Source organism: Pseudomonas sp. A-1 (assembly GCF_004801855.1).
In the GTDB taxonomy this organism is placed as follows: Bacteria; Pseudomonadota; Gammaproteobacteria; order Pseudomonadales; family Pseudomonadaceae; genus Geopseudomonas.
In genome coordinates this window covers 1-24,066 of sequence record NZ_SSTC01000068.1, presented here as the reverse complement: position 1 = coordinate 24,066, position 24,066 = coordinate 1, and the positions used below count along the sequence as shown (strand labels likewise).

26 protein-coding genes, 2 tRNA genes and 2 pseudogenes are annotated in these 24,066 nt (G+C 69.3%); 16 read left to right on the top strand and 14 right to left on the bottom strand.

Annotated features, from left to right (window positions below; genetic code table 11):
* From minC to E5198_RS15120, 6 genes are all read left to right on the top strand, one after another.
* The coding region (minC, locus tag E5198_RS15145; RefSeq protein ID WP_136490833.1) for a septum site-determining protein MinC at positions 1-422 on the top strand (422 nt) is incomplete at its 5' end.
* 54 nt (positions 423-476) lie between these two features.
* Complete coding sequence (gene minD, locus E5198_RS15140; protein WP_136490832.1) at positions 477-1,292, top strand: septum site-determining protein MinD; 816 nt, start codon at positions 477-479, stop codon at positions 1,290-1,292.
* The gene (gene minE, locus E5198_RS15135; RefSeq protein ID WP_136490831.1) at positions 1,289-1,543 is read left to right on the top strand and encodes a cell division topological specificity factor MinE; all 255 of its coding nucleotides are present in this window, start codon (positions 1,289-1,291) and stop codon (positions 1,541-1,543) included. The genes minD and minE overlap by 4 nt, the downstream gene beginning before the upstream one ends.
* Before the next feature lie 59 nt (positions 1,544-1,602).
* Complete coding sequence (locus E5198_RS15130; RefSeq protein ID WP_136490830.1) at positions 1,603-2,238, top strand: RluA family pseudouridine synthase; 636 nt, start codon at positions 1,603-1,605, stop codon at positions 2,236-2,238.
* 80 nt (positions 2,239-2,318) lie between these two features.
* Positions 2,319-3,611 carry a M18 family aminopeptidase gene (locus E5198_RS15125; protein ID WP_136490829.1) on the top strand — a complete coding sequence of 431 codons (1,293 nt, stop codon included), beginning with the start codon at positions 2,319-2,321 and terminating at the stop codon, positions 3,609-3,611.
* 10 nt (positions 3,612-3,621) lie between these two features.
* Positions 3,622-4,275: an HAD family phosphatase gene (locus tag E5198_RS15120; RefSeq protein WP_136490828.1), complete on the top strand. Its 654-nt coding sequence runs from the start codon at positions 3,622-3,624 to the stop codon at positions 4,273-4,275.
* Positions 4,276-4,328: 53 nt separating this feature from the next.
* Here the strand turns inward: E5198_RS15120 and E5198_RS15115 are convergent, their stop codons facing one another.
* Entirely contained in the window at positions 4,329-5,291 is a 963-nt protein-coding gene (locus E5198_RS15115; RefSeq protein WP_136490827.1) for an NAD(P)H-quinone oxidoreductase, read from the bottom strand.
* A 184-nt stretch (positions 5,292-5,475) separates the two neighbouring features.
* On the opposite strand from E5198_RS15115, the gene E5198_RS15110 reads away from it, so the two are divergent.
* Together E5198_RS15110 and E5198_RS15105 are read left to right on the top strand one after the other, a co-directional pair.
* Complete coding sequence (locus E5198_RS15110; protein WP_136490826.1) at positions 5,476-7,557, top strand: carboxy terminal-processing peptidase; 2,082 nt, start codon at positions 5,476-5,478, stop codon at positions 7,555-7,557.
* A gap of 110 nt (positions 7,558-7,667) precedes the next feature.
* A pseudogene (locus E5198_RS15105) lies at positions 7,668-8,402 on the top strand (EAL domain-containing protein); the annotation flags it as partial.
* A 40-nt stretch (positions 8,403-8,442) separates the two neighbouring features.
* Here the strand turns inward: E5198_RS15105 and E5198_RS15100 are convergent.
* The 6 genes from E5198_RS15100 to E5198_RS15075 form a co-directional block, all read right to left on the bottom strand.
* A complete protein-coding gene (locus E5198_RS15100) occupies positions 8,443-8,919 on the bottom strand; it encodes a sel1 repeat family protein (RefSeq protein ID WP_136490824.1) in 477 nt (158 codons plus the stop codon).
* Positions 8,916-9,284 carry a hypothetical protein gene (locus E5198_RS15095; RefSeq protein WP_168772540.1) on the bottom strand — a complete coding sequence of 123 codons (369 nt, stop codon included), beginning with the start codon at positions 9,282-9,284 and terminating at the stop codon, positions 8,916-8,918. Before E5198_RS15095 ends, E5198_RS15100 begins: the two co-directional genes overlap by 4 nt.
* Positions 9,281-9,610 (bottom strand): helix-turn-helix transcriptional regulator, encoded by a 330-nt coding sequence (locus E5198_RS15090; RefSeq protein ID WP_136490823.1) that lies wholly within the window; start codon positions 9,608-9,610, stop codon positions 9,281-9,283. The genes E5198_RS15095 and E5198_RS15090 overlap by 4 nt, the downstream gene beginning before the upstream one ends.
* A 424-nt stretch (positions 9,611-10,034) precedes the next feature.
* Complete coding sequence (locus E5198_RS15085; protein ID WP_136490822.1) at positions 10,035-10,742, bottom strand: FKBP-type peptidyl-prolyl cis-trans isomerase; 708 nt, start codon at positions 10,740-10,742, stop codon at positions 10,035-10,037.
* Between the two features lie 187 nt (positions 10,743-10,929).
* A tRNA-Asp gene (locus E5198_RS15080) sits at positions 10,930-11,006 on the bottom strand.
* A gap of 15 nt (positions 11,007-11,021) precedes the next feature.
* Positions 11,022-11,097, bottom strand: a tRNA-Val gene (locus tag E5198_RS15075).
* Positions 11,098-11,288: 191 nt separating this feature from the next.
* On the opposite strand from E5198_RS15075, the gene rdgC reads away from it, so the two are divergent.
* Positions 11,289-12,209: a recombination-associated protein RdgC gene (gene rdgC, locus E5198_RS15070; protein ID WP_136490821.1), complete on the top strand. Its 921-nt coding sequence runs from the start codon at positions 11,289-11,291 to the stop codon at positions 12,207-12,209.
* A gap of 61 nt (positions 12,210-12,270) precedes the next feature.
* Here rdgC and rluB read toward each other — a convergent pair whose 3' ends face one another.
* The 5 genes from rluB to E5198_RS15045 form a co-directional block, all read right to left on the bottom strand.
* Positions 12,271-13,362: a 23S rRNA pseudouridine(2605) synthase RluB gene (gene rluB / locus E5198_RS15065; protein ID WP_136490820.1), complete on the bottom strand. Its 1,092-nt coding sequence runs from the start codon at positions 13,360-13,362 to the stop codon at positions 12,271-12,273.
* Between the two features lie 114 nt (positions 13,363-13,476).
* Positions 13,477-14,253 carry an SMC-Scp complex subunit ScpB gene (scpB, locus tag E5198_RS15060; protein WP_136490819.1) on the bottom strand — a complete coding sequence of 259 codons (777 nt, stop codon included), beginning with the start codon at positions 14,251-14,253 and terminating at the stop codon, positions 13,477-13,479.
* On the bottom strand, positions 14,250-14,987 hold the full coding sequence (locus tag E5198_RS15055) for a ScpA family protein (RefSeq protein ID WP_168772541.1): 738 nt from the start codon (positions 14,985-14,987) through the stop codon (positions 14,250-14,252). Before E5198_RS15055 ends, scpB begins: the two co-directional genes overlap by 4 nt.
* Before the next feature lie 129 nt (positions 14,988-15,116).
* Positions 15,117-15,746, bottom strand: a complete 630-nt coding sequence (locus E5198_RS15050; protein WP_136490817.1) for an L-threonylcarbamoyladenylate synthase — start codon at positions 15,744-15,746, stop codon at positions 15,117-15,119.
* On the bottom strand, positions 15,743-16,615 hold the full coding sequence (locus E5198_RS15045) for a PHP domain-containing protein (RefSeq protein ID WP_136490816.1): 873 nt from the start codon (positions 16,613-16,615) through the stop codon (positions 15,743-15,745). Before E5198_RS15045 ends, E5198_RS15050 begins: the two co-directional genes overlap by 4 nt.
* 135 nt (positions 16,616-16,750) lie before the next feature.
* Here E5198_RS15045 and E5198_RS15040 point away from each other — a divergent pair, with 135 nt between their 5' ends.
* The 4 genes from E5198_RS15040 to E5198_RS15025 all read left to right on the top strand — a co-directional run bounded on the left by E5198_RS15040 (position 16,751) and on the right by E5198_RS15025 (position 19,680).
* Positions 16,751-17,050, top strand: a complete 300-nt coding sequence (locus E5198_RS15040; RefSeq protein ID WP_136490815.1) for a YciI family protein — start codon at positions 16,751-16,753, stop codon at positions 17,048-17,050.
* A 6-nt stretch (positions 17,051-17,056) separates the two neighbouring features.
* Positions 17,057-17,746 carry a response regulator transcription factor gene (locus E5198_RS15035; protein WP_136490814.1) on the top strand — a complete coding sequence of 230 codons (690 nt, stop codon included), beginning with the start codon at positions 17,057-17,059 and terminating at the stop codon, positions 17,744-17,746.
* A gap of 116 nt (positions 17,747-17,862) precedes the next feature.
* Positions 17,863-18,291 carry a Spy/CpxP family protein refolding chaperone gene (locus E5198_RS15030; RefSeq protein WP_136490813.1) on the top strand — a complete coding sequence of 143 codons (429 nt, stop codon included), beginning with the start codon at positions 17,863-17,865 and terminating at the stop codon, positions 18,289-18,291.
* A 60-nt stretch (positions 18,292-18,351) separates the two neighbouring features.
* Positions 18,352-19,680 carry a HAMP domain-containing sensor histidine kinase gene (locus tag E5198_RS15025; protein WP_136490812.1) on the top strand — a complete coding sequence of 443 codons (1,329 nt, stop codon included), beginning with the start codon at positions 18,352-18,354 and terminating at the stop codon, positions 19,678-19,680.
* On the opposite strand, the gene E5198_RS15020 is transcribed toward E5198_RS15025, so the two are convergent.
* Both E5198_RS15020 and E5198_RS15015 read right to left on the bottom strand, forming a co-directional pair.
* Positions 19,651-20,235: a nitroreductase family protein gene (locus E5198_RS15020; RefSeq protein ID WP_136490811.1), complete on the bottom strand. Its 585-nt coding sequence runs from the start codon at positions 20,233-20,235 to the stop codon at positions 19,651-19,653. The genes E5198_RS15025 and E5198_RS15020 overlap by 30 nt on opposite strands.
* Before the next feature lie 45 nt (positions 20,236-20,280).
* Positions 20,281-20,652, bottom strand: coding sequence for a YkgJ family cysteine cluster protein (locus E5198_RS15015; protein ID WP_136490810.1), 372 nt, complete (start codon positions 20,650-20,652; stop codon positions 20,281-20,283).
* Positions 20,653-20,814: 162 nt separating this feature from the next.
* Here E5198_RS15015 and E5198_RS15010 point away from each other — a divergent pair, with 162 nt between their 5' ends.
* From E5198_RS15010 to E5198_RS15000, 3 genes and pseudogenes are all read left to right on the top strand, one after another.
* Positions 20,815-22,272 carry a TrkH family potassium uptake protein gene (locus E5198_RS15010; protein WP_136490809.1) on the top strand — a complete coding sequence of 486 codons (1,458 nt, stop codon included), beginning with the start codon at positions 20,815-20,817 and terminating at the stop codon, positions 22,270-22,272.
* 147 nt (positions 22,273-22,419) lie between these two features.
* The gene (locus E5198_RS15005; protein WP_136490808.1) at positions 22,420-23,811 is read left to right on the top strand and encodes an adenylate/guanylate cyclase domain-containing protein; all 1,392 of its coding nucleotides are present in this window, start codon (positions 22,420-22,422) and stop codon (positions 23,809-23,811) included.
* Between the two features lie 29 nt (positions 23,812-23,840).
* A pseudogene (locus tag E5198_RS15000) lies at positions 23,841-24,066 on the top strand (4'-phosphopantetheinyl transferase); the annotation flags it as partial.

Sequence of the window (24,066 nt, the reverse complement as noted above, 5' to 3'; positions counted from 1 at the left end):
CGGGCGACCCCGCACCGGCCGAGGTTCCCGCCGCTGCCCCAGCCGCGCCGGCCGAACCCGCCGAGCCACCGGCGCCGCGCGAGCCCGAGGTGCGCCCGACCCTGGTGATCACCCGCCCGGTGCGCGGCGGCCAGCAGATCTATGCCGAGGGCGGGGATCTGGTGGTGCTGTCGGCGGTCAGCCCGGGGGCGGAACTTATCGCCGACGGCAATATCCATGTGTACGGCCCGCTGCGCGGGCGGGTTCTGGCAGGCGCCAAGGGCAATACGGAGGCGCGCATCTTCTGCCAGCAACTGACCGCCGAACTGCTGTCCATCGCCGGCCGCTACAAGGTCGCCGAGGACCTGCGACGCAGTCCGCAATGGGGCAAACCGGTACACGTCAGCCTGTCGGGAGATGTGTTGAACATCACCCGCCTTTAACGGATACTGCCGCCAAATTCAGGGACCTGAACCTTTTCATCTGGGGTAATCACCTTGGCCAAAATCATAGTTGTCACTTCCGGCAAGGGTGGCGTCGGCAAGACCACGTCCAGCGCCGCCATCGGCACCGGCCTCGCCCTGCGCGGTCACAAGACCGTGATCGTCGACTTCGATGTCGGCCTGCGCAATCTCGACCTGATCATGGGCTGCGAACGCCGCGTGGTGTACGACTTCGTCAACGTGATCCACAAGGAGGCGACCCTCGGCCAGGCCCTGATCAAGGACAAGCGCCTGGACAACCTCTACGTGCTGGCCGCCAGCCAGACCCGCGACAAGGAAGCGCTGACCAAGGAGGGCGTGGAGCGGGTCATGGAAGAGCTGAAGAAGGACTTCGAGTACATCCTCTGCGACTCCCCCGCCGGCATCGAGACGGGCGCGCACATGGCGATGTACTTCGCCGACACCGCCATCGTGGTGACCAACCCGGAGGTCTCGTCGGTGCGCGACTCCGACCGCATCCTCGGCCTGCTGGCGAGCAAGTCGCAGCGCGCCGAGAAGGGCGAGGAGCCGATCAAGGAACACCTGCTGCTGACCCGCTACAACCCAGAGCGCGTGGCCAAGGGCGAGATGCTCAGCGTCGACGACGTCGAGGAGATCCTCTCCATCGGCCTGATCGGCGTGATCCCCGAATCCCAGGCGGTGCTCAAGGCCTCCAACCAGGGCGTGCCGGTGATCCTCGACGAGCAGAGCGATGCCGGCCAGGCCTATGGCGACGCGGTCGACCGTCTGCTGGGCAAGGACGTCCCGCACCGCTTCCTCGAAGTGCAGAAGAAGGGATTCCTGCAACGTCTGTTCGGAGGTCGTGAATGAGCCTCTTCGACTTCCTCCTCTCGCGCAAGAAACCCAGTTCTGCTTCGATCGCCAAGGAACGCCTGCAGATCATCGTCGCCCACGAGCGCGGGAACCGCGGCCAGCCCGACTATCTGCCGGCCCTGCAGGAGGAGTTGATCGCGGTGATCCGCAAGTACGTGCACATCGACCAGGACCAGGTGCAGGTGGCGCTGGAAAACCAGGGCACCTGCTCGATCCTCGAGCTCAACATCACCCTGCCCGAGCGCTGATCCGCGCCGGGTGAACCATGCGGCGGCCTCGGGCCGCCGCAGTCATTTGTGGAACCGCCATGCCGCTGTCGAACATCGAAATCGTCCACCAGGACGCCGCCCTGCTGGTGATCAACAAGCCGACCCTGCTGCTCTCGGTGCCCGGCCGCGCCGAGGACAACCGCGACTGCCTGGTCAGCCGCCTGCAGGACAACGGCTATCCCGAGGCGCGTATCGTCCACCGCCTGGACTGGGAAACCTCCGGGCTGATCGTGCTGGCCCGCGATGCCGACAGCCACCGCGAGCTGTCCCGGCAGTTCCACGACCGCGAGACCGAGAAGGCCTACACCGCGCTGTGCTGGGGCCAGCCGGGAACCGACAGCGGGCGCATCGAGCTGCCGCTGCGCTACGACCCGCCGACCAAGCCGCGCCACGTGGTCGACCACGAGCAGGGCAAGCACGCGCTGACCTTCTGGCGCATCGTCGAGCGCTGCGGCGACTGGTGCCGGGTCGAGCTGACGCCGATCACCGGTCGTTCCCACCAGCTGCGCGTGCACATGCTGGCCATCGGCCACCCGCTGCTGGGCGATCGCCTGTACGCCCACGAGCAGGCGCTGGCCGCCCACGAGCGCCTGTGCCTGCACGCCAGCCTGCTGTGTCTGACCCACCCGCAGAGCGGCGAGCGCCTGCGCTTCGAGAGCCCGGCGCCGTTCTGAGCGTCCCGCGTGCGCGGCGCCGACGGCCTGCGCACGCCGGATTCCGGTAAACTGCGCGCATCACCGCCGCCGGAGCCGTCATGCGCGAAGCACTCAACCAGGGCCTGATCGATTTCCTCAAGGCCTCGCCGACCCCCTTCCATGCCACCGCCAGCCTGGCCGCCCGCCTCGAGGCCGCCGGCTACCAGCGCCTCGACGAGCGCGCCCCATGGCAAGCGCAGCCCGGCGGGCGCTACTACGTCACCCGCAACGACTCCTCGCTGATCGCCGTGCAGCTCGGCCGGCGCACCCCGCCGGACGGCGGCCTGCGCCTGGTCGGCGCGCACACCGACAGCCCCTGCCTGCGCGTCAAGCCGCAGCCGGAGCTGGCGCGCCAGGGCTACTGGCAGCTGGGCGTCGAGGTCTACGGCGGCGTGCTGCTGGCGCCCTGGTTCGACCGCGACCTGTCGCTGGCCGGTCGCGTCACCTTCCGCCACGAGGGCCGCCTGGAAAGCCGCCTGATCGACTTCAAGGCGCCGATCGCCACCATCCCCAACCTGGCCATCCACCTCAACCGCGAGGCCAACCAGGGCTGGGCGATCAACCAGCAGAACGAGCTGCCGCCGCTGCTCGCCCAACTGGCCGCCGGCGAGAGCCGCGACTTCCGCGCCCTGCTCGCCGCCCAGCTGCTGCGCGAGCACGGCCTGTACGTCGACGAGGTGCTCGACTTCGAGCTGAGCTTCTACGACACCCAGGCCGCCGCCGTGGTCGGCCTCGACCAGGACTTCATCGCCGGCGCCCGCCTGGACAACCTGCTGTCCTGCTACGCCGGCCTCGAGGCGCTGCTCGCCGCCGGCGATGCCGAGAACTGTGTGCTGGTGTGCACCGACCACGAGGAGATCGGCTCCTGCTCGGCCTGCGGCGCCGACGGCCCGTTCCTCGAGCAGGTGCTGCGCCGTCTGCTCGGCGGCGACGAGGAGGCCTTCGTGCGCGCCATCCAGCGCTCGCTGCTGGTGTCGGCCGACAACGCCCACGGCGTGCATCCCAACTACGCCGACAAGCACGACGGCAACCACGGCCCGCGCCTCAACGGCGGCCCGGTGATCAAGGTCAACAGCAACCAGCGCTACGCCAGCAACAGCGAGACCGCCGGCTTCTTCCGCCACCTGTGCCAGCAGCACGAGGTGCCGGTGCAGTGCTTCGTCACCCGCAGCGACCTGGGCTGCGGCTCGACCATCGGCCCGATCACCGCCAGCAAGCTCGGCGTGCGCACCGTCGACATCGGCCTGCCGACCTTCGCCATGCACTCGATCCGCGAGCTGGCCGGCAGCCACGACCTCGACCATCTGGTGAGGGTGCTGAGCGCCTTCTACCAGAGCGCCGAACTGGTCTGAGGCGCCTACCGTGGCCCTGGCGCTCTTCGACCTCGACGACACCCTGATCGGCGGCAACAGCCCCAGCCTGTGGACGGCGCACCTGGCCGACCTCGGCTGGGTCGACCGCGACTCCTTCCTCGCCCGCGAGCAGGAGCTGGTGGCGCAGTACGCCGCCCTGCAGGCGACCCTCGAGGACTATCTGGCCTTCAGCGTGCAGCCGCTGGTCGGCCGCACCCCGGCGGAAATCGACGACGTCGCCGGCACCTTCGTCGAGGCGGTCATCGAGCCGCTGATCCTCACCGACGCCATGCGTGCCGTCGCCGGGCACCGCGCCGCCGGCGACCGGGTACTGATCGTCTCCGCCTCGCCGACCTTCCTGGTCGCGGCCATCGCCGCCCGCCTGGGCATCGGCGAGCTGCTGGCCACCGAACTGGAACTGCAGCATGGCGGCTACAGCGGGCGGATCGCCGGCATCCCCTGCGCCCGCGCGGGCAAGATCGCCCGCCTCGAGCAGTGGCGCAGCGAGCAGGGCGAGACGCTGGCCGGTGCGCACTTCTATTCCGACTCGTGCAACGACCTGCCGCTGCTCGGCCACGTCGCCCACCCGCATGCGGTGAACCCCGACGCTGCGCTGCGCGCGCACGCCGAGCGCCACGGCTGGGACATCCTGACCTGGCGCTGAGCCGGACATGACAGGGGGCGCCGCGGCGCCCCCTGTCGTTCCAGCCCGGACACTCAGACCAGACTGGCGTCCACCACCAGCACCACCTTGCCCTGCACCTGATTGCTGGCCAGCGCGGCGAAGGCCGCCTCGGCGTCGGCGATCGGGTAGCTGCGCTCGAGCTGCGGCTTCAGGCGCCCCTCGGCGAACAGCGGCCACACCTGCTGCTCCAGTTCGGCGAGCAGCTGCGCCTTGGACTCGGCGTCGCGGCTGCGCAGGGTCGAGCCGATCAGCTGGATGCGCTTGCCGAGCAGCAGGGCCAGGTCGAGCTCGGCCTTGCGCCCGCCCATCAGGCCGATGATCACCCAGCGGCCGTCCTGGGCGAGCAGCTTCAGGTTGTGCGCGGCGTAGCTGGCGCCCACCGGATCGAGGACCACGTCGAAGGGGCCGAAGTCGCGCAGGCCGTCGAGGCCGTCGCCGCGCAGCACGCCGCCCTGGGCGCCCAGACCCTCGCAGTAGGCCAACCGTTCGGCGGAGCCGACGCTGACCCAGCACGGGCTGCCGAAGGCCTTGCACAGCTGGATGGCCGCCGAACCGACGCCGCTGGCGCCGGCGTGCAGCAGCACCTTCTCGCCCGGCTGCAGGCGCGCCAGCTGGAACAGGTTGAGCCAGGCAGTGGCATAGACCTCCGGCAGCGCCGCCGCCTCGACAAGGCTCAGGCCCTCGGGTACCGGCAGCGCATGGCGGGCGTCCACCACCACCTCCTCGGCCATGCCGCCGCCGGCCAGCAGGGCGCACACCCGGTCGCCGACCCGCCAGCGGCTGCCGGCACCGGCCTCGGTCACCACCCCGGCGCACTCCAGGCCGAGCACCTCGCTCGCCCCGGGCGGCGGCGGATACAGGCCGTTGCGCTGCAGCAGGTCGGCCCGGTTGAGGCCGGCGGCCGCCACGCGGATGCGGACCTGCCCCACATCACAGTCCGGGCGCGGCTGCGCCGACCATTCCAGCTGTCCGTCGATACCTTGCAATGCGTTCACGCTACCTCCATATTGTCAAAGGCCCGGCGCTTCGTTCGCGCCGGCATCTGCCCCCGGATTGTGACCCGGAACCTGACCGCACGTCAGCTCCCTGGCCTCCGGGCGCCAGCCCATGATGGCACCATGGAACCAGGTGCTCCTTACGCTGCCTAACGGGCGTAACCCTCTGCGACGCATAGAACCCATGAAACGCACTCTGTCCTGCACCGCCCTCGCCCTTGTTCTGGCCGCCAGCGCCCTGCCGCTGGCAGCCATGGCCACGCCCAGCAATCCGTGGGACGGCCTGCAGCCCGACCGAGAGCAGACCATCGCCAGCCTGAACGTGGTCGAGCTGCTCAAGCGCCACCACTACAACAAGCCGCCGCTGGACGACGCGCGCTCGTCGCAGATCTTCGACGACTACCTGAAGAGCCTCGACCCGGCGCGCAGCTACTTCACCGCCAAGGACATCGCCGACTTCGAGGCCTGGCGCTACCGCCTAGACGACTACCTGAAGAGCGGCGAGCTGCAGCCGGGCTTCGTGATCTACAAGCGCCACCTCGAGCGCATGCAGGAGCGCCTGCAGTTCGCCCTCGGCCTGCTCGACAAGGGCACCGACCAGTTCGACTTCAGCCAGGACGAGAGCCTCGACACCGACCGCGAGAAGGCGCCCTGGGCCGCCGACAACAAGGCGCTCGACGACCTGTGGCGCAAGCGCGTGAAGGACGAGGTGCTGCGCCTGAAGATCGCCGGCAAGGAGCCCAAGGCCATCCAGGAGCTGCTCACCAAGCGCTACCGCAACCAGCTCAAGCGCTTGGCGCAGACCCGCAGCGAGGACATCTTCCAGGCCTATATCAACGCCTTCGCGCAGACCTACGACCCGCACACCAACTACCTGTCGCCGGAAAACGCCGAGAACTTCGACATCAACATGAGCCTGTCGCTGGAAGGCATCGGTGCGGTGCTGCAGAGCGACAACGAGCACGTCAAGATCGTCCGCCTGGTCCCCGCCGGCCCGGCGGAGAAGAGCAAGCAGCTGCATCCGGCCGACCGCATCATCGGCGTCGCCCAGGGCGACAAGGAGATGGTCGACGTGATCGGCTGGCGCCTCGACGAGGTGGTCAAGCTGATCCGCGGGCCCAAGGGCTCGCAGGTGCGCCTGGAAGTGATTCCGGCCAGCAACGCACCGAACGACCAGAGCAGCAAGGTGCTGTCGATCACCCGCGAGGCGGTCAAGCTCGAGGAGCAGGCGGCGAAGAAGTCGGTGCTCAAGCTCGAGCACGAGGGCCGCGACTACAAGCTCGGGGTGATCGAGATCCCGGCCTTCTACCTGGACTTCAAGGCCTATCGCAGCGGCGACCCGGAATACAAGAGCACCACCCGCGACGTGCGCAAGCTGCTCGCCGAACTCAAGGCGGAGAAGGTCGACGGCGTGGTCATCGACCTGCGCAACAATGGCGGCGGCTCCCTGCAGGAGGCCACCGAGCTGACCGGCCTGTTCATCGACAAGGGCCCGACCGTGCTGGTGCGCAACAGCGACGGCCGCGTCGACGTGCTCGCCGACGAGGACAGCGGCACCTACTACAACGGTCCGCTGGCCGTGCTGGTCAACCGCCTGTCGGCCTCCGCCTCGGAGATCTTCGCCGGCGCCATGCAGGACTACCACCGCGCACTGATCCTCGGCGGGCAGACCTTCGGCAAGGGCACCGTGCAGACCATCCAGCCGCTCAACCACGGCGAGCTGAAGCTGACCCTGGCCAAGTTCTACCGGGTTTCCGGGCAGAGCACCCAGCACCAGGGCGTGCTGCCGGACATCCCCTACCCGGCGGTGGTCGACGTCAAGGAGATCGGCGAGAGCGCCCTGCCGGCGGCCATGCCGTGGGACCGCATCGCGCCGGCGGTCGAGCCGGACAACAACCCGTTCCGCCCCTTCCTCGCCGAGCTGCAGGCGCGCCACGCCGCGCGCATCGCCCAGGACCCGGACTTCGTGTTCACCCGCCAGCGCCTGGAGCTGAGCCAGCAGTTGATGGGAGAGACCGTGGTCAGCCTCAACGAGCAGAAGCGCCGCGCCCAGCAGAGCGCCATCGAGAGCCGTCAGCTGGCCCTGGAGAACGCCCGCCGCAGCGCCAAGGGCGAGCCCCTGCTCAAGGAGCTCAAGGACGAGGAGGAGGACGTGGCCGCCAGCGAGGAGGACAAGCTGCCACCGGAGCAGGATGCCTTCCTCGCCGAGTCAGGACGCATCCTGCTCGACTACCTCAATCTCGACTCGGCCATCGCCCACCACTGAGGATTGCGCCGGGCGAGGCGCCCTGTCATCAGGCAGTCACAATTTAGTCGTGAAATCTGAGCGCCCCGGTTACCGCCGGGGCGCTTTTTTCATTGCCTGCCGAGCCCCGCATGACGACCACCGAACAGTTGAGCGAACTGGAGCGAATCCTCGCCCACGACCTGCTCAACAGCCTGTTCCAGCCCATCTATTCGCTCGCCTGCGGGCGCATCCAGGGCCACGAGGCCCTCACCCGCGGCCCCTCCAACAGCCCGCTGCATGCGCCGCTGGCGCTGTTCGCCGTGGCCCGCAACGCCGGCCGCCTCAGCGAGCTGGAGATCGCCAGTCGCGCCCGCGCCTGCAGCCGCTTCAGCCAGTGCACCGGTCGCGGCATGCTCTACCTCAACGTCTCGCCGGAAACCCTGGTCGAGCCCGGCCACCAGTCCGGACGTACCCTGCAGATCCTGCGCCAGTGCGGCATCGCCCCGGAGCGGGTAGTGATCGAGCTGACCGAACAGACCCCGATCGAGGATTTCGACCTGCTCGACCGCGCCCTGCACCACTACCGCGCCATGGGCTTCTCCATCGCCCTCGACGACCTCGGCGCCGGCTACTCCAGCCTGCGCCTGTGGTCGGAACTGCGTCCGGACATCGTCAAGATCGACCGCCACTTCATCGACGGCATCCATCTCGACCCGCTCAAGCGCGAGTTCGTCGGCTCCATCCTGCAGATGGCCCGGGCCGCCCGCGCGCGGGTGATCGCCGAAGGCGTGGAACAGCAAGAGGAACTGCAGCAGCTGGCGCGGATGGGCGTGGACCTGGTCCAGGGCTACCTGATCGGCCGCCCTCAGGAGCGGCCACTGCGAGCGCCGGCGCAGGAGCTGTGCGCCAGCGCCTGAGAGCGCATCAGAGGCCGAGCTGGCGGGCGCGCTCGGCCATCCGCTCGGCAGCCGACGGATCGGCCGACACCCCGGGCGCGCCTTCGCGCAGCAGTTCGGCGAGCTTGAGCGCAGCCAGCGGATGACCGCCCTCGGCGGCCTGTCGCCACCAGCGCAACGCCTCGGCGGCATCCGGCGCCTGCCGCGGGCTGCCCTTGAGCGCCTGCACGCCGAGCTGGAAGGCCGCCTTGAGCCGCCCCTGGCCCGCCGCCTGGCGCAGCAGGCGCAGTCCTTCTTCGCGCGCCCCCAGGCCCTCGCCACGGAACAGCAGCAGGTGGCCGTAGAACTCCTGGGCGCCGGCATCGCCCATGCCGGCCATGCGCGCGAACTGCCCTTCCATCCAGCGCCAGGCGCGCGGCTGGCGCACCAGCCACTGCCAACGGAACAGCCAGCGGGCCAGCCGATAGCCGCAGAAGGTGCGCAACCACCACAGCGGATGCCTCATGGCGTGCCCCCCGGGAAATCGTGCGCGAACACCCGCGCCACCTCCGCGGCGTGCCAGGCGGCGGCGGCGACGCCATCCGGCGGGCCGCTGAAGCGGCCGAGCCGGTTGGCGTGCTCGAAGAAGCCCGGCCTGGGCAGGCGGCTGGCGCCCTGGCTGATCACCAGAGCGCTGCGCAGCGGCTGTCCGGCCTGGGCATCGAGCATGGCCAGGTGCTCGAGAGCGGCGGTCAGGGTGGTCATCGCCGGGGTCGGCAATTGCAGTCGCTCGATCAGCGAGCGGTAGGTCAACAGGTGGCGCTGGCGGCGCGCCTCGTCGAGTTCGTCGAGCAGCGCCTGCCAGTGCTGGCGACTGATGCGCAGGATCAACCCGCGCTCCCGTCGTCCGGCGTGGCGAATAGCCGCGCCAGCGCCCGGACGATCGCCTGGTCCGGCTGGCGCTCGCCGCTCTCGATCAGCGTCAGATAGTGCGGACTGATGCCGACGGCCCGCGCCAGTTGCTCCGGCGCCAGCCGGCGCGCCTCGCGCAGGCTGCGCAGGCTCTCCAGGGAAAAGACCGGCTCCTGCGGCAGCGGCGGCGTGCTGGCGGCGCTGGCGGGCAGACGCCCGGCAGCGCGCAACAGCTCCTGATAGTCGGCCCACGCCAGCACGGCGTACTCGGGCTGCCCTTCCCGCTCGATCACCTGAACGTTCATGCGCTTGTCGCTCCATCACACTTGTATTTCATTTTATCAGGCCCCGGACGGCACGCTGCACGCCCGGATCCCCCGCCAGGCCCCGTGGTTGCTGGGCTTGGCGGCGTTACCCACAAAAGCTGTGGATAAACTTGTGAACAATATCTGGAAGAGTCCCCCCGATGCCCGTGCAGCGAGGCTTCCAGACAGATCGGACGTTTTTTGCTCAACAAAAAAAAGTCTTTACAAATCATACTCTTAAAATTTGCAACCGGGGATGCGAGAGAGGGCTTGACAGGGCCGCGAGAAATATTACCGATGTGCATAACAAGCCTGCGCCACAGCGAGCGCCAAGCTTTTCCGGCGCCAGCCCGTCAAGAGTGTTACCAGCGGAAACACAAACGCCCCGACCAGCGGGGCGTTTGCGAAAGCCTTGGAACTGCCGTCACTCGGCCTTGTTCTGGATCCCCAGCAGCTCCAGCTCGAACACCAGCACCGAGTTGGCCGGAATGGTCGGGCTCGGGCTCTGCGCGCCGTAGGCCAGCTCGCTGGGGATGTACAGCTTGTACTTCTCGCCGACGTGCATCAGCTGCAGGCCCTCGACCCAGCCCGGGATCACGCCGCCGACCGGCAGGTCGATGGGTGCGCCGCGCTGTACCGAGCTGTCGAACACGGTACCGTCGATCAGCTTGCCCTCGTAGTGGACGCTGACCACATCGTCGGCCTTGGGCTGGGCGCCGTCGGCCTTCTTCAGCACCTCGTACTGCAGGCCGGAGGCGGTGGTGACCACGCCCTCGCGCTTGCCGTTGTCCTCGAGGAACTTCTTGCCGGCCTTGGCGTTCTCGTCAGCCAGGGCGGTCATGCGCTCCTCGGAGCGCTTCTGCAGGAAGCTGAAGGCCTCCATGAGCTGCTCGTCGGTGAGGCGCTGCTCCTTCTTCGCCAGGGCGTCCTCGATGCCCAGAGCCACCGCCTTGGAGTCGAGGTCGTCCATGCCTTCCTGGACCAGGCTGCGCCCCATGTTCAGACCGATGCCATAGGAGGCCTTCTGCGCCGGCGACTTGAGCTCCAGCTCCTTCTCCGCGGCCTGCTTGTCGCAACCGGCGAGGACGAGACCGACCAGGGCCACAGCAGCGGCCAACCGATGATGTTTCATGCTTGTTCCTTAATGATGGATACCACAGCGGCAGGCTGGGAATAGGCGCGAGCTTATCAGGCTGCCGCCCACGCTGCCACGGTTGGAAAATTTGGAATGCAGAAACGACGAAAAGTTCAAGCTGCGGAATCCGCACTGAACTTTGGGGGAGGGAAAGCTGGATTTGCCACTTCGGGGAGGGAGAAAATGGCGCAGCGGACGGGACTCGAACCCGCGACCCCCGGCGTGACAGGCCGGTATTCTAACCGACTGAACTACCGCTGCGCGTAACCTCGAGAGTGGTGGGTGATGACGGGATCGAACCGCCGACCCTCTGCTTGTAAGGCAGATGCTCTCCCAGCTGAGCTAATCACCCATTCAGTTGCATTCGCATGTTTGCGTTTGCTCTCGAAGTGGTGCGCATTCTAGGGATGCCCCCCGACCTTGGCAAGTCTTTTTTCAAAAAAAATTTCCAGGCAAACCAGACACTTGGCGCAATCGGCGGTGGCCGGCGCAAGCCCGAGGGGGAATAATGCGCTCCTTTGCTTGATGGAGTGTCCCGCCGCCATGTGGTTCCGCAACCTGCTCGTCTATCGCCTCACCCAGGATCTGCAACTGGACGCCGAGAAACTCGAGGCGGCCCTGGCCAGCAAGCCGGCCCGCCCCTGCGCCAGCCAGGAGCTGGCCACCTACGGCTTCGTCGCCCCGCTGGGCAAGGGCGCCGACGCGCCACTGGTGCATGCCAGCCAGGGCTTCTTCCTGATCGCCGCGCGCAAGGAGGAACGCATCCTGCCCGGCAGCGTGGTGCGCGATGCGCTGAAGGAGAAGATCGAGGAGATCGAGGCGCAGCAGATGCGCAAGGTCTACAAGAAGGAGCGCGACCAGCTCAAGGACGAGATCGTGCAGAGCTTCCTGCCGCGCGCCTTCATCCGCCGGCAGAGCACCTTCGCCGCCATCGCCCCGCAGCAGGGCCTGATCCTGGTCGACGCGTCCAGCCCGAAGAAGGCCGAGGACCTGCTGTCCACCCTGCGCGAGGCGCTCGGTTCGCTGCCGGTACGCCCGCTGAGCGTCAAGGTCGCGCCCACCGCCACCTTCACCGGGTGGATGAAGAGCCAGCACGCCAGCAACGGCCTCGTCCTGCTCGATGAGTGCGAGCTGCGCGACACCCACGAGGATGGCGGCATCGTGCGCTGCAAGCGCCAGGATCTGGGCAGCGACGAGGTGCAGAACCACCTGGCGGCCGGCAAGCTGGTGACCAAGCTGAGCCTGGCCTGGTCGGACAAGCTGTCGCTGCTGATCGACGACAAGCTGGCGCTCAAGCGCCTGCGCTTCGAGGACCTGCTGCAGGAACAGGCCGAGCAGGACGGCGGCGACGACGCCCTGGCCCAGCAGGACGCCAGCTTCACCCTGATGATGCTGACCTTCGTCGAGTTCCTGCCGCAGCTGATCGAGGCCCTCGGCGGCGAGGAAATCCCCCAGGGCATCTGAGCCGCCAGCGCCGGACAGAAAAAAGGCGACCCGCAGGTCGCCTTTTTTCATTCAGCCACGCTTACTTGCGGCGAAAGCCGGGACGCTGCCCGTCGCCCGCCGGCTGCGGACGGCGCTTGGCCGGCTGGCCGGCGGCGGGCTTGCGCGACGGGCGCTCGCTCAGGTTCGGCGTGCCGCGCTCGTCGCGAGCCTTGGCCGGACGCTTGCCGCGCACCTCGGCCGGACGCTCGGCCAGCTCGCTGCCCTGGCCACGCCCGCGACCTTCGTCGCGCTCGCCGCGCGCACCGCGACCGCGCTCGGGCACCGGCTTGGCCGACTTGCGCTGCAGGCGGTCGAGCTTCTCGCGCAGCTTGCCCTTCATCCCCGGCAGGGCCATCGGCTTGAGGCCGACCTCAGCGGCGAGGATGTCCACCTCGCCCTGCTCCATCTCGCGCCAGCGCCCCACCGACAGGTCGGCGGTGAGGAACACCGGACCGAAGCGCACGCGCTTGAGGCGGCTGACCACCAGCCCCTGGGACTCCCACAGGCGACGCACCTCGCGGTTGCGCCCTTCCATCACCACGCAGTGGAACCAGCGGTTGAAGCCGTCGCCCTGCGGGGCTTCCTTGATGTCGGTGAAGCGCGCCGGACCGTCCTCGAGCATCACGCCGTTCTTGAGGTTCTCGAGCATCTCGTCGGTGACCTCGCCACGCACGCGCACCGCGTACTCGCGGTCCATCTCGTAGGAGGGATGCATCAGGCGGTTGGCCAGCTCGCCGTCGGTGGTGAACAGCAAAAGGCCCGTGGTGTTGATGTCGAGGCGGCCGATGTTGATCCAACGGCCGTTCTTCGGCCGCGGCAGGCGGTCGAACACGGTGGGGCGGCCTTCCGGGTCGGAACGGGTGCACACCTCGCCTTCGGGCTTGTTGTAGATCAGCACGCGGCGCACCACCTCGTCCTCCTCGCGGCGCAGCAGGCGGCCGTCGAGGGCGATGGCGTCGCTGGCGCCGATGCGCTGGCCGAGGGTGGCCTGGGCGCCGTTGACCTTGATGCGGCCCTGGCTGATCCACTCCTCGACGTCGCGGCGGGAACCGACGCCCATGCGCGCCAGCACCTTCTGCAGTTTCTCGCCGACGGGGCGCTGTTCTTCGGCGGGATTCAGTTCTTCATTCATTCTGGGCACCTCCCGGTGTAACCGGATGCTGTGAGCGGTCCCTGCAAATCAGGGGGGCAGGCATGATACGCCGATGACCGGGCGCGCGCACCCGGCATGCGACCGGCGCCGCCCTCAGTCGCCGGCTGGCGCGGCCTCGCCCGGCTCGCCGGCCTCTTCCGCCGGCAGCAGATCGTCGAAGTCGCTCTTCAGCCCCTGCTCCATGGCGTCCAGCTCGGCCAGCAGGCTGCGGAAGCTGGTTTCGCCGCGCGCCTCCGGCGCATCGTCCTCGTCGGCATCGGCCAGGGCCAGGTCGGCGCGCGCCTGCAGGTCGGCCGGCACCTCGGGATCGAGGTCATCGACCGGCGGCTGCGGCTCCAGCTCGCGCAGCACCGCCAGGGGCGGCAGCTCGTCGAGGCTTCTCAGGTTGAAGTGGTCGAGGAAGGCGCGGGTGGTGGCGAACATCGCCGGCCGGCCGGGCACCTCGCGGTAGCCGACCACGCGGATCCAGTCGCGCTCCTGCAGGGTCCGGATGATGTTGCTGTTGACCGCCACGCCGCGCACCTCCTCGATCTCGCCGCGGGTGATCGGCTGGCGGTAGGCGATCAGCGCCAGGGTCTCCAGCAGCGCCCGCGAGTAGCGCTGCGGACGCTCATCCCACAGCCGGCTCACCCAGGGCGCGAAGCGCTCGCGCACCTGCAGGCGGTAGCCCGAGGCCACCTCGCTGAGCTCGAAGCCGCGCCCCAGGCAGGAGCCGCCGAGCACCGCCAGCGCCTCGCGCAGCAGCTTCGGCGAGGGCCGCTCGTGCGCGTCGAACAGCTCGGCCAGGCGCTCCAGCGCCAGCGGCTTGCCGGCCGCCAGCAGGATGGCTTCGAGCACCGTCGCCAGCTGGCGCGGATCGGCAAGGTTCATTCGGCAACCTCCTCCAGCAACAGACTTTCTTCCGCCACGGCGCCGCGCAGGCGCACGTGGATGGGCGCGAACGGCTCGTTCTGCACCAGCTCGACCAGCCTCTCCTTGATCAGCTCGAGGACGGCCATGAAGGTCACCACCACGCCGAGCTTGCCCTCCTCGGCGGCGAACAGCGTGGCGAAGGGCACGAAGGCGCCGCCCTGCAGGCGTTCGAGTACCTCGCTCATGCGCTCGCGGGTCGACAGCAGTTCGCGGGTGACCTGGTGGCTCTCGAACAGTTCGGCGCGACGCAGCACCTCGGCCATCGCCAGCAGCACCTCGTCCAGACTCACTTCCGGCAGCAGGGTGCGCGCCCGCGCCTGCGGCGCCGGCAGCAGCGGCACCTGCAGGTCGCGGCCGACCCGCGGCAGGTCGTCCAGCTCCTCGGCGGCCTGCTTGAAGCGCTCGTACTCCTGCAGGCGACGGATCAGTTCGGCGCGCGGGTCCTCTTCCTCTTCCGCGGCCTCGCTGGAGCGCGGCAGCAGCATGCGCGACTTGATCTCAGCGAGCATCGCCGCCATCACCAGGTACTCGGCGGCCAGCTCCAGGCGCACCGCCTTCATCAGCTCGACGTAGCCCATGTACTGGCGGGTGATCTCCGCCACCGGAATGTCGAGGATGTCGATGTTCTGCTTGCGGATCAGGTAGAGCAGCAGGTCGAGCGGCCCCTCGAAGGCGTCGAGGAACACCTCCAAGGCATCCGGGGGAATGTACAGGTCCTGCGGCAGCTCGGTGAAGGCCTCGCCGTAGACCAGCGCCAGCGGCAGCTGCTCGGGCGCCTCGCTCGGCAGTTGCGGATCAGTCACCGGAAACCCTCGCCGCCATCAGGCCGGCACCAGGAACGGCTCGGGATCGCCGCAGCCCTCGCGCAGCACCTCGGGCTCGCCGCCCAGCAGGCTGATCACCGTGGACGCCTCCAGGCTGCCGTAGCCGCCGTCGATGATCAGGTCGACCAGCTTCTCCAGGCGGTCGCGGATCTCGTAGGGATCGCTCATCGGGTGCTCGTCGCCGGGCAGGATCAGGCTCACGCTCATCAGCGGCTCGCCCAGCTCGGCCAGCAGGTCGTGGGCGATCGGGTTGCCCGGCACGCGCAGGCCGATGGTGCGCCGCTTGGGATGCAGCAGCATGCGCGGCACCTCGCGGGTGGCGTCGAGGATGAAGGTGTAGGGGCCCGGGGTGTGCGCCTTGAGCAGGCGGAAGGCGCTGGTGTCGACCTTGGCGTACTCGCCGAGCTGCGACAGGTCGCGGCACACCAGGGTGAAGTTGTGCTTGTCGTCCAGGCGACGCAGGTGGCGGATGCGATCCAGCGCCGCCTTGTCGCCAATCCGGCAGCCCAGGGCATAGGCCGAGTCGGTCGGGTAGACGATCACGCCGCCCTGGCGAACGATTTCCACGGCCTGCTTGATCAGCCGCGCTTGCGGGTTTTCCGCGTGTATCTGGAAGAATTGGCTCATGACTGTTCCTTGGACTTCGGGTGTTCCATCCTGGTCAGGCGCGGCCAGAGCAGCGGCAGGTCGTCGGGCAGCGCCCGGTAGCTGCCCACCTCGGACCACTGGCGCGGCCCGTGGAAATCGCTGCCGGCGCTGGCCAGCAGGCCGAACTCGCGGGCGGTGTTGGCCAGCATGCCGACCTGGCTGTCCACCTGCGGGCCGTTGGACACCTCCAGCGCGTGGCCGCCTCCCTCGACGAAGGCCATCACCAGCTTGCGCCTCTTGGTTCGAGTAAAGTCGTAGTGGCAGGGATGCGCCAGACTGATCCAGGCGCCGGCCTCGCGCAGGGTCGCCAGGGTGCTCTCCAGGGTCGGCCAGTGCTGCTTGACGTCGCCCAGCTTGCCGGCGCCCAGCCAGCGCTGGAAGGCCTGGGCGTGATCCCTGACGTAGCCGGCGCGGACCATGAATTCGGCGAAGTGCGGCCGCGACGGCGCGTTGCCGCTCTCCCCGCGTTCCTGCTGCACCGCCCGCGCGCCCTCCAGGCAGCCCGGCATGCCCTTGGCCGCCAGGCGCCGGGCGATCTCCTCGGCGCGCGCCCAGCGCCCCCCGTGCAGGGCATCGATGGCGCTCGCCAGCGGCGCCACCTCCGCCTCGAAGCCGTAGCCGAGCACATGGATGGTCGCCCCTGCCCAGGTGCAAGACAGCTCGATGCCGCTGACCAGCTCGATGCCCAGCCGCCCGGCCGCGGCGCGCGCCTCGGCCAGGCCGTCGAGGGTGTCGTGGTCGGTCAGCGCCAGCACCCCGACGCCCTGCGCGTGGGCCCGCTCGACCAGGGCGGCAGGCGCGAGCATGCCGTCGGAGGCGGTACTGTGGCAGTGCAGGTCGGCGTACATGGGCAATGGTTTTCCGTGTTTTGCGGTCTGTTATTATGCCCCCTTCGCATCGCCTCTGGCGCACGCCGCACGACAATTCGCCGCCAGGCGCGCCCCCTGCCCCCTGCTGCGCCCGCCAAACACTCAAGGACCGCCATGCTCTACGCCATCATCGCCAGCGACGTCGCCAACTCCCTCGAGGCCCGCCTGGCCGCCCGCCCGGCCCACCTCGAGCGCCTCAACGCCCTGAAGGACGCCGGCCGCCTGGTGCTCGCCGGCCCGCACCCGGCCATCGACAGCAACGACCCGGGCCCGGCCGGCTTCACCGGCAGCCTGATCGTCGCCGAGTTCGACTCGCTGGAAGCCGCCCGTGCCTGGGCCGAGGCCGACCCCTTCTGCGCCGCCGGCGTGTACGCCGAGGTAGTGGTCAAGCCGTTCCGCCAGACCCTGCCCTGAGTCGCCATGAGCCAGCTGCTGCTGATCGACGACGACCACGAGCTGACCGACCTGCTGGCCGCCTGGCTGGGCCAGGAGGGCTTCCAGGTGCGCGCCTGCCACGACGGCGGCAGCGCCCGCCAGGCGCTGGCCGAACAGGCGCCGGATGCCGTGGTGCTGGACGTCATGCTGCCCGACGGCAGCGGCCTGGAGCTGCTCAGGCAACTGCGCGGCGAGCACCCCGAGCTGCCGGTGCTGATGCTCTCGGCGCGCGGCGAGCCGCTCGACCGCATCCTCGGCCTGGAACTGGGCGCCGACGACTACCTGGCCAAGCCGTGCGACCCGCGCGAGCTGACCGCCCGGCTGCGCGCCGTGCTGCGCCGCGTGCAGCCGGGCGGCGGCAGCCCGAGCGCGAACACCCGCCTGGAACTGGGCGACCTCAGCTACAGCCCGAGCCGCGGCGTGGCCATGCTCGGCGAACAGGAAATCGCCCTCACCGTGTCGGAAAGCCACATCCTCGAGGCGCTGCTCAAGCAGCCTGGCGAGCCGCTGGACAAGCAGGTCCTGGCCCAGCTCGCCCTCGGCCGCCGGCTGACCCTCTACGACCGCAGCCTGGACATGCACGTCAGCAACCTGCGCAAGAAGCTCGGCCCGCACGCCGACGGCCGCCCGCGCATCCTCGCCAGCCGCGGTCGCGGCTACTACTACGCGCCCTGAGCGGACAGCCCCGCATCTTTACCCAGCCTTTACCCACGGCTGACCGCCATTGACCTTGCGCGCCCTAGACTGAGCTCATCCGGCAAGCCAAGCCGCCCACGAGAAGGAAACAGACAATGCGCAAGACCCTGACCGCCCTGCTCCTCGCCGCCGCCCTGCCCACCCTGGCCGTCGCCGGCCCCGGCATGGGCGATGACCACGGCGCCTACCACAAGCGCGGCGACGGCCACCACGGCCACATGCTGCGCGGCCTCGACCTCACTCCCGAACAGCGCCAGAAGGTCGGCGAGGCCATGCGCGAGAACATGCAGACCCAGCGCGAGATCAACCAGCGCTACCTGGACAAGCTGCCGGCCGCCGACAAGGCCGCCATGGCCAAGGAGCAGGAAGCCAGCCGCGCCAAGCAGCAGAAGACCATCCGCGACACCCTGACGCCCGAGCAGCAGAAGAAGTTCGACGAACTGCAGGTCGAGATGGAGAAGCGCCGCGCCGAACGCGCCGAGTTCGAAGCCTGGAAGGCCGAGCGCGACAAGAAGGCCGAGTAATCCCGCACGGGGCGTCCACGCTGGACGCCCCTTCCCTCATTTCCGACCACGGACCCGCGCATGCGCACCCTGTTCTGGCGCATCTTCGCCTCGTTCTGGCTGGCCATCGCCCTGGTGGCCGGCCTGTCGCTGCTGCTCGGCCACGCGCTGAACCAGGACGCCTGGATTTTGGCCCGCCACCCCGGCGTGCGCGACCTGGCCAGCCGCTGGATCGAGCGCTACGAACAGAGGGGCCCGCAGGCGGCGCAGGAGCTCCTCGAGCGCCACAAACACCGCCGGCATGTCGACGTGCAGGTGCTCGACGAAGCCGGCCAGCCGCTGGTGCGCGGCACCTTCCCGCCCCGCGCGGCGGCCTTCGAGGCGCGCCGCGAAGGCCACCGCCTGCCCTGGCGGCGGCTGACCGAGGACCAGACCAGCGCCGCCAGCGGGCAGACCTACCTGTTCATCTACCGCATCCCGCACGCCGAGCTGGCCGGCTGGCAGCGCGACAGCCTGCTGTGGCCGGTCAGCGCGCTGGCCATCGCCGTGGTGGTGCTGACCCTGTTCAGCGCGCTGCTCACCCTGTCGATCACCCGCCCGCTCAACCGCCTGCGCGGCGCGGTGCACGACCTCGGCCAGACCACCTACCAGCAGCACAGCCTGGCGCGCCTGGCCCGGCGGCGCGACGAGCTGGGCACCCTGGCGCGCGACTTCAACCGCATGGGCGCGCGCCTGCAGGACCTGATCGGCAGCCAGCGCCAGCTGCTGCGCGACGTCTCCCACGAGCTGCGCTCGCCACTGGCGCGCCTGCGCATCGCCCTGGCGCTGGCCGAGCGCGCCAGCGACGCCGAGCGCACGCGCCTGTGGCCGCGGCTGGTGCAGGAATGCGACCGCCTGGAGGCGCTGATCAGCGAGATCCTGGTGCTGGCGCGGGTCGACGCCGAGAGCAGCCAGCCGCAGACGGTGGACCTCGCCGCCCTGCTCGGCAAGCTGCGCGAGGATGCGGGCCTGCTGGCGCCGCAGCAGGAGATCCGCCTGGAGATGGAGCCGGGACTGCAGCTGACCGGCTGGCCGGAGCTGCTCGAGCGCGCGCTGGACAACCTGCTGCGCAACGCCCTGCGCTTCAACCCGCCCGACCAGCCGCTGGAAATCGGCGCGCGCCGCGACGGCGAACGCCTGATACTGGAAGTCCGCGACCATGGCCCGGGGGTGGCCGGGGAACACCTCGCGCAACTGGGCGAGCCGTTCTTCCGCGCCCCCGGCCAGACCAGCGCCGGCCACGGCCTGGGCCTGGCCATCGCCCGCCGCGCGGCACAGCGCCATGGCGGCCAGCTGGTGCTGGCCAACCACCCCGGCGGAGGCTTCGTCGCCCGCCTCGAACTACCCCTGGGCGGCGACGGAAAGGTCTGAGTTCCAGGCGGCGACGAACTCCGCCGGCTCCAGCGGCTGCGGCTTGCGCAGCTCGCCCTGCGGCGTGCCCAGATAGAGGAAGCCGAGCAGCTGCTCGTTGCCGGCCAGGCCGAGGCCGGCATGCACGGTGGCGTCGTGGGACAGCTCGCCGGTGCGCCAGATCGCGCCCAGCCCCAGGGCGTGGGCGGCGAGCAGGATACCGTGCGCCGCGCAGCCGGCGGCCAGCAACTGCTCGGACGCCGGCACCTTGGGATGCTCCCTGACGCAGGCGATCACCACCATCAGCAGCGGGGCGCGCAGCGGCATGGCGCGCACCTTGTCGAGCACCGCCGTCGGCACCTGGGCATCGCGCGCCAGTTCGGCGCGGGCGAACAGCTCGCCGAGCGCCTCGCGGGCCTCGCCCTCGATGGTCAGGAAGCGCCACGGCCGCAGCTGGCCGTGATCCGGCGCGCGCAGGGCGGCGCGCAGCAGCAGCTCGCGCTGCTCGGGCGTGGGCGCCGGCTCGCCCAGGCGGGCCACCGAGACACGGTTGAACAGCGCATCGAGCGCATCCATGGACATTCTCCTTGAAGGGTCGGAGCCGGCATTCTAGCCGGGATCTCAGGCCGCGCGGTCGGGCGACAGGTCAGGCTGCAGCGGCGGAGTCAGCGGCGGCAGGCCGTGGGCGGCGCGGGCGGCGTCGCAGCGCGGGTTGTGCTCGCCGTGTTCCCAGGACGCCTCGAACTCGCGGCACGCCGAGGAGCGCTGCTCGTACATGGTGCAGCGCACGCCGCAGCCGACCTCGCCCATCAGGCTGACGCAGCGCGCCGGCTTGCTGGTGGTGCCACGCATGGCGGCGTGGTGGGGACTGATCTGCTCGACCAGCTCGTCCGGAACCAGGCCACCGGCCGACCGGCACTCGCCCCAATAGAAGGACACACGAAAATACGCGCAGCAGGCGCCGCACGTCAGGCAGGGATTGTTTTCGGACATCGGTGCAACACCGCAGGAACCGGCGACTGCCGGCGGGAGCCGCGGATTCTAGCGAGCGCCGAATCGGCCTGAAAAGGCCGTCCGGCAGAAAAATTCGCGGCCGTTTACAGCTCTGGCGGACGAGCGCAGAATGCCGCCCGCCCCGGCCAGTGATACTCCGCCATGACCCTGTCGACCCTACGCATGATCGCCTTCCTTCTGGGCATCTTCCTCATCACGCTGGCCGCCAGCATGGTCATCCCCATCCTCACCCAGCTGACCATGAAGGGCGCCGAGGAGCGGCTCTCCGACTTCGTCTGGCCCGCCCTGATCACCTTCGGCTGCGGCCTGGCCATGGTCCTCCCCGGCCAGCCCAAGCACCTGCAGCTGCGCCCGCGCGACATGTACATGCTGACCACCTCGAGCTGGGTGGTGGTGTGCGGGTTCGCCGCCCTGCCGATGGTGTTCATCCAGCACATCAGCTACACCGACGCCTTCTTCGAGACCATGTCGGGGATCACCACCACCGGCTCGACCATCCTCAGCGGCCTCGACAACGCCTCGCCCGCCCTGCTGATCTGGCGCTCGATGCTGCACTGGCTGGGCGGCATCGGCTTCATCGGCATGGCGGTGGCGGTGCTGCCGCTGCTGCGCGTCGGCGGCATGCGCCTGTTCCAGACCGAGTCCTCCGACTGGTCGGAGAAGGTCATGCCGCGCTCGCACATGGTGGCCAAATACATCCTCGCCATCTACGTCGCCTTCACCGCCCTCGGCTTCTTCGCCTTCTGGTGGGCCGGCATGACGCCGTTCGAGGCGATCAACCACTCCATGGCCTCGATCTCCACAGGCGGCTTCTCCACCTCCGACTCCTCGCTGGCGCACTGGACGCAGCCGGCAGTGCACTGGGTCGCCGTGGTGTTCATGCTGCTCGGCAGCCTGCCGTTCACCCTCTACGTGGCCTTCCTGCGCGGCAACCGCAAGGCGATCGTCCGCGACCATCAGGTGCGCGGCTTCCTCGGCTTCCTGCTGGTCACCTGCCTGGGCTTCGCCACCTGGCTGTGGTTCAACTCCGAGCACGCCTGGCTGGATGCCCTGCGCATCGTCACCGTCAACGTGGTCTCGGTGGTCACCACCACCGGCTTCGCCCTCGGCGACTACACCCTGTGGGGCGGCTTCGCCGTGCTGATGTTCTTCTACCTGACCTTCATCGGCGGCTGCTCCGGCTCCACCGCCGGCGGCCTGAAGATCTTCCGCTTCCAGGTCGCCTACGTGATGCTCAAGGCCAACCTGCAGCAGATGATCCACCCGCGCGCGGTGATCAAGCAGCAGTACAACAACCACCCGATCGACGAGGACATCGTCCGCTCGCTGATCACCCTGTCGTTCTTCTTCACCATCACCATCGGCGTGATCGCCCTCGGCCTCGCCCTGCTCGGCCTCGACTGGGTCACTGCGCTGACCGGCGCCGCCACCGCGGTGTGCAACGTCGGCCCGGGCCTGGGCCCGATCATCGGCCCGGCCGGCAACTTCGCCAGCCTGCCGGACAGCGCCAAGTGGCTGCTGTCGGTCGGCATGCTGCTCGGCCGCCTGGAGATCGTCACCATCCTGGTGGTGCTGACCCCGGCGTTCTGGCGCCACTGAGGCCGGAGCGCAGGACGCACGCCTCCTTTGCGCCCGGCGGGCGGCTCGGCTAATATCCGGCGTCCGCCATGCCCTTGCCCGCATGGCCTGTCCAGCCCGCAGCACCCAGCAGAGGTGCGGGCCCCTGTCAGGGAAGTCCCCGACCCGATGAAGTTCACCATTCTCGGGCGTTCGGTCAACAAGTTGCCGGACCCCCACCTGCGCGAATACCAGTCACGCACCCTGGCTTACCTGGCCGCCGCCGCCAGCATCGCCGCCGGCACCTACAGCCAGTTCTTCGGCTACGACATCCTCTGGCTGGTGCCCTACACCCTGCTCTACCCCCACCTGGCCCACCACCTCAGCCGGCGCTTCAGGCACAGCCATCCCGAGCAGACCGACCAGACCCTGCTGCTGATCGACGCCGCCCATGCCGGCATCGGCATGAGCCTGCTCGGCTACGCACTGGTGCCGAGCCTGATGTTCGCCCTGACCCTGACCTTCACCGCGCTGATCGTCGGCGGCCTGCGCTCGCTGGTCATCGCCGTGCTCGCCGCGCTGATCGGCGCGGTGCTCTCGGGCGTGGCCATCGGCCCGGAACTCAAGCTGGACACCCCGCCGCTGGTGGCCGGGGTCAGCATCCTGTTCACCCTCCTCTATGTCTGCATCGCCGCCTTCCTCGTCCACGAGCAGGGCCAGCGCCTGGCCCAGGCGCGCGAGGAGATCAAGAAGGAACAGGAGAAGGCCGCGGGGCTGGCGCGCAACCTGGCCAAGTACCTGTCGCCGCAGGTGTGGGAATCGATCTTCAGCGGCAAGAAGAGCGTGCGCCTGGAGACCCAGCGCAAGAAGCTCACCGTGTTCTTCTCCGACATCAAGGGCTTCACCGAGCTGTCCGAGGAACTCGAGGCCGAGGCGCTGACCGACCTGCTCAACACCTACCTCAACGAGATGTCGAAGATCGCCCTCAAGTACGGCGGCACCATCGACAAGTTCATCGGCGACGCGGTGATGGTGTTCTTCGGCGACCCCACCACCCAGGGCGCCAAGAAGGACGCCGTGGCCGCGGTGTCCATGGCCATCGCCATGCGCAAGCACATGAAGGTGCTGCGCCAGCAGTGGCGCAGCCAGGGCATCACCAAGCCGCTGGAGATCCGCATGGGCATCAACACCGGCTACTGCACCGTGGGCAACTTCGGCGCCGACACGCGCATGGACTACACCATCATCGGCCGCGAGGTGAACCTCGCCAGCCGCCTGGAAAGCGCCTCCGAGTCCGGCGAGATCCTCATCTCCCACGAGACCTACTCGATGATCAAGGACGTGATCATGTGCCGCGACAAGGGCCAGATCAGCGTCAAGGGCTTCTCCCGCCCGGTGCAGATCTACCAGGTGGTCGACTTCCGCCGCGACCTCGGCGCCAGCTCCAGCTACCTGGAGCACGAGCTGCCCGGCTTCTCCATGTACCTGGACACCAACAGCATCCAGAACTACGACAAGGAGCGGGTCATCCTCGCCCTGCAGCAGGCCGCCGAGAAGCTGCGCGACAAGGTCATCTTCTGATCGACGCGCGCCTGCGCCATACTGCGCGCATGCCTGCCCCACTCCCCCTGCCCGCCTGCTGCAGCGCCCCGGTCACTGACTGGGTGCTGCCGCAGGCGCTGCCCGGCCTGCACCTGCACAGCTGCCGCTTCGACCCGGCGCAGCTCGCCGCGGACGACTTCGCCCGCTGCGCCCTCGCCGCGCCGGCCGGCATCGCCAGCGCCGCGCGCAAGCGCCAGAGCGAGTTCCTCGCCGGCCGCCTGTGCGCCGCCAGCG

Coding starts and splice junctions, on each gene's coding strand:
- minE (WP_136490831.1), top strand. CDS start 1,289: ATGAGCCTCTTCGACTTCCTCCTCTCGCGCAAGAAACCCAGTTCTGCT.
- E5198_RS15035 (WP_136490814.1), top strand. CDS start 17,057: ATGAGCCAGCTGCTGCTGATCGACGACGACCACGAGCTGACCGACCTG.
- E5198_RS15085 (WP_136490822.1), bottom strand. CDS start 10,742: ATGAAACATCATCGGTTGGCCGCTGCTGTGGCCCTGGTCGGTCTCGTC.
- E5198_RS15015 (WP_136490810.1), bottom strand. CDS start 20,652: ATGTCCGAAAACAATCCCTGCCTGACGTGCGGCGCCTGCTGCGCGTAT.
- E5198_RS15045 (WP_136490816.1), bottom strand. CDS start 16,615: ATGTACGCCGACCTGCACTGCCACAGTACCGCCTCCGACGGCATGCTC.
- E5198_RS15010 (WP_136490809.1), top strand. CDS start 20,815: ATGACCCTGTCGACCCTACGCATGATCGCCTTCCTTCTGGGCATCTTC.
- E5198_RS15090 (WP_136490823.1), bottom strand. CDS start 9,610: ATGAACGTTCAGGTGATCGAGCGGGAAGGGCAGCCCGAGTACGCCGTG.
- E5198_RS15025 (WP_136490812.1), top strand. CDS start 18,352: ATGCGCACCCTGTTCTGGCGCATCTTCGCCTCGTTCTGGCTGGCCATC.
- E5198_RS15020 (WP_136490811.1), bottom strand. CDS start 20,235: ATGGATGCGCTCGATGCGCTGTTCAACCGTGTCTCGGTGGCCCGCCTG.
- rdgC (WP_136490821.1), top strand. CDS start 11,289: ATGTGGTTCCGCAACCTGCTCGTCTATCGCCTCACCCAGGATCTGCAA.
- E5198_RS15005 (WP_136490808.1), top strand. CDS start 22,420: ATGAAGTTCACCATTCTCGGGCGTTCGGTCAACAAGTTGCCGGACCCC.
- E5198_RS15125 (WP_136490829.1), top strand. CDS start 2,319: ATGCGCGAAGCACTCAACCAGGGCCTGATCGATTTCCTCAAGGCCTCG.
- E5198_RS15100 (WP_136490824.1), bottom strand. CDS start 8,919: ATGAGGCATCCGCTGTGGTGGTTGCGCACCTTCTGCGGCTATCGGCTG.
- E5198_RS15110 (WP_136490826.1), top strand. CDS start 5,476: ATGAAACGCACTCTGTCCTGCACCGCCCTCGCCCTTGTTCTGGCCGCC.
- rluB (WP_136490820.1), bottom strand. CDS start 13,362: ATGAATGAAGAACTGAATCCCGCCGAAGAACAGCGCCCCGTCGGCGAG.
- E5198_RS15040 (WP_136490815.1), top strand. CDS start 16,751: ATGCTCTACGCCATCATCGCCAGCGACGTCGCCAACTCCCTCGAGGCC.
- scpB (WP_136490819.1), bottom strand. CDS start 14,253: ATGAACCTTGCCGATCCGCGCCAGCTGGCGACGGTGCTCGAAGCCATC.
- E5198_RS15130 (WP_136490830.1), top strand. CDS start 1,603: ATGCCGCTGTCGAACATCGAAATCGTCCACCAGGACGCCGCCCTGCTG.
- E5198_RS15050 (WP_136490817.1), bottom strand. CDS start 15,746: ATGAGCCAATTCTTCCAGATACACGCGGAAAACCCGCAAGCGCGGCTG.
- E5198_RS15030 (WP_136490813.1), top strand. CDS start 17,863: ATGCGCAAGACCCTGACCGCCCTGCTCCTCGCCGCCGCCCTGCCCACC.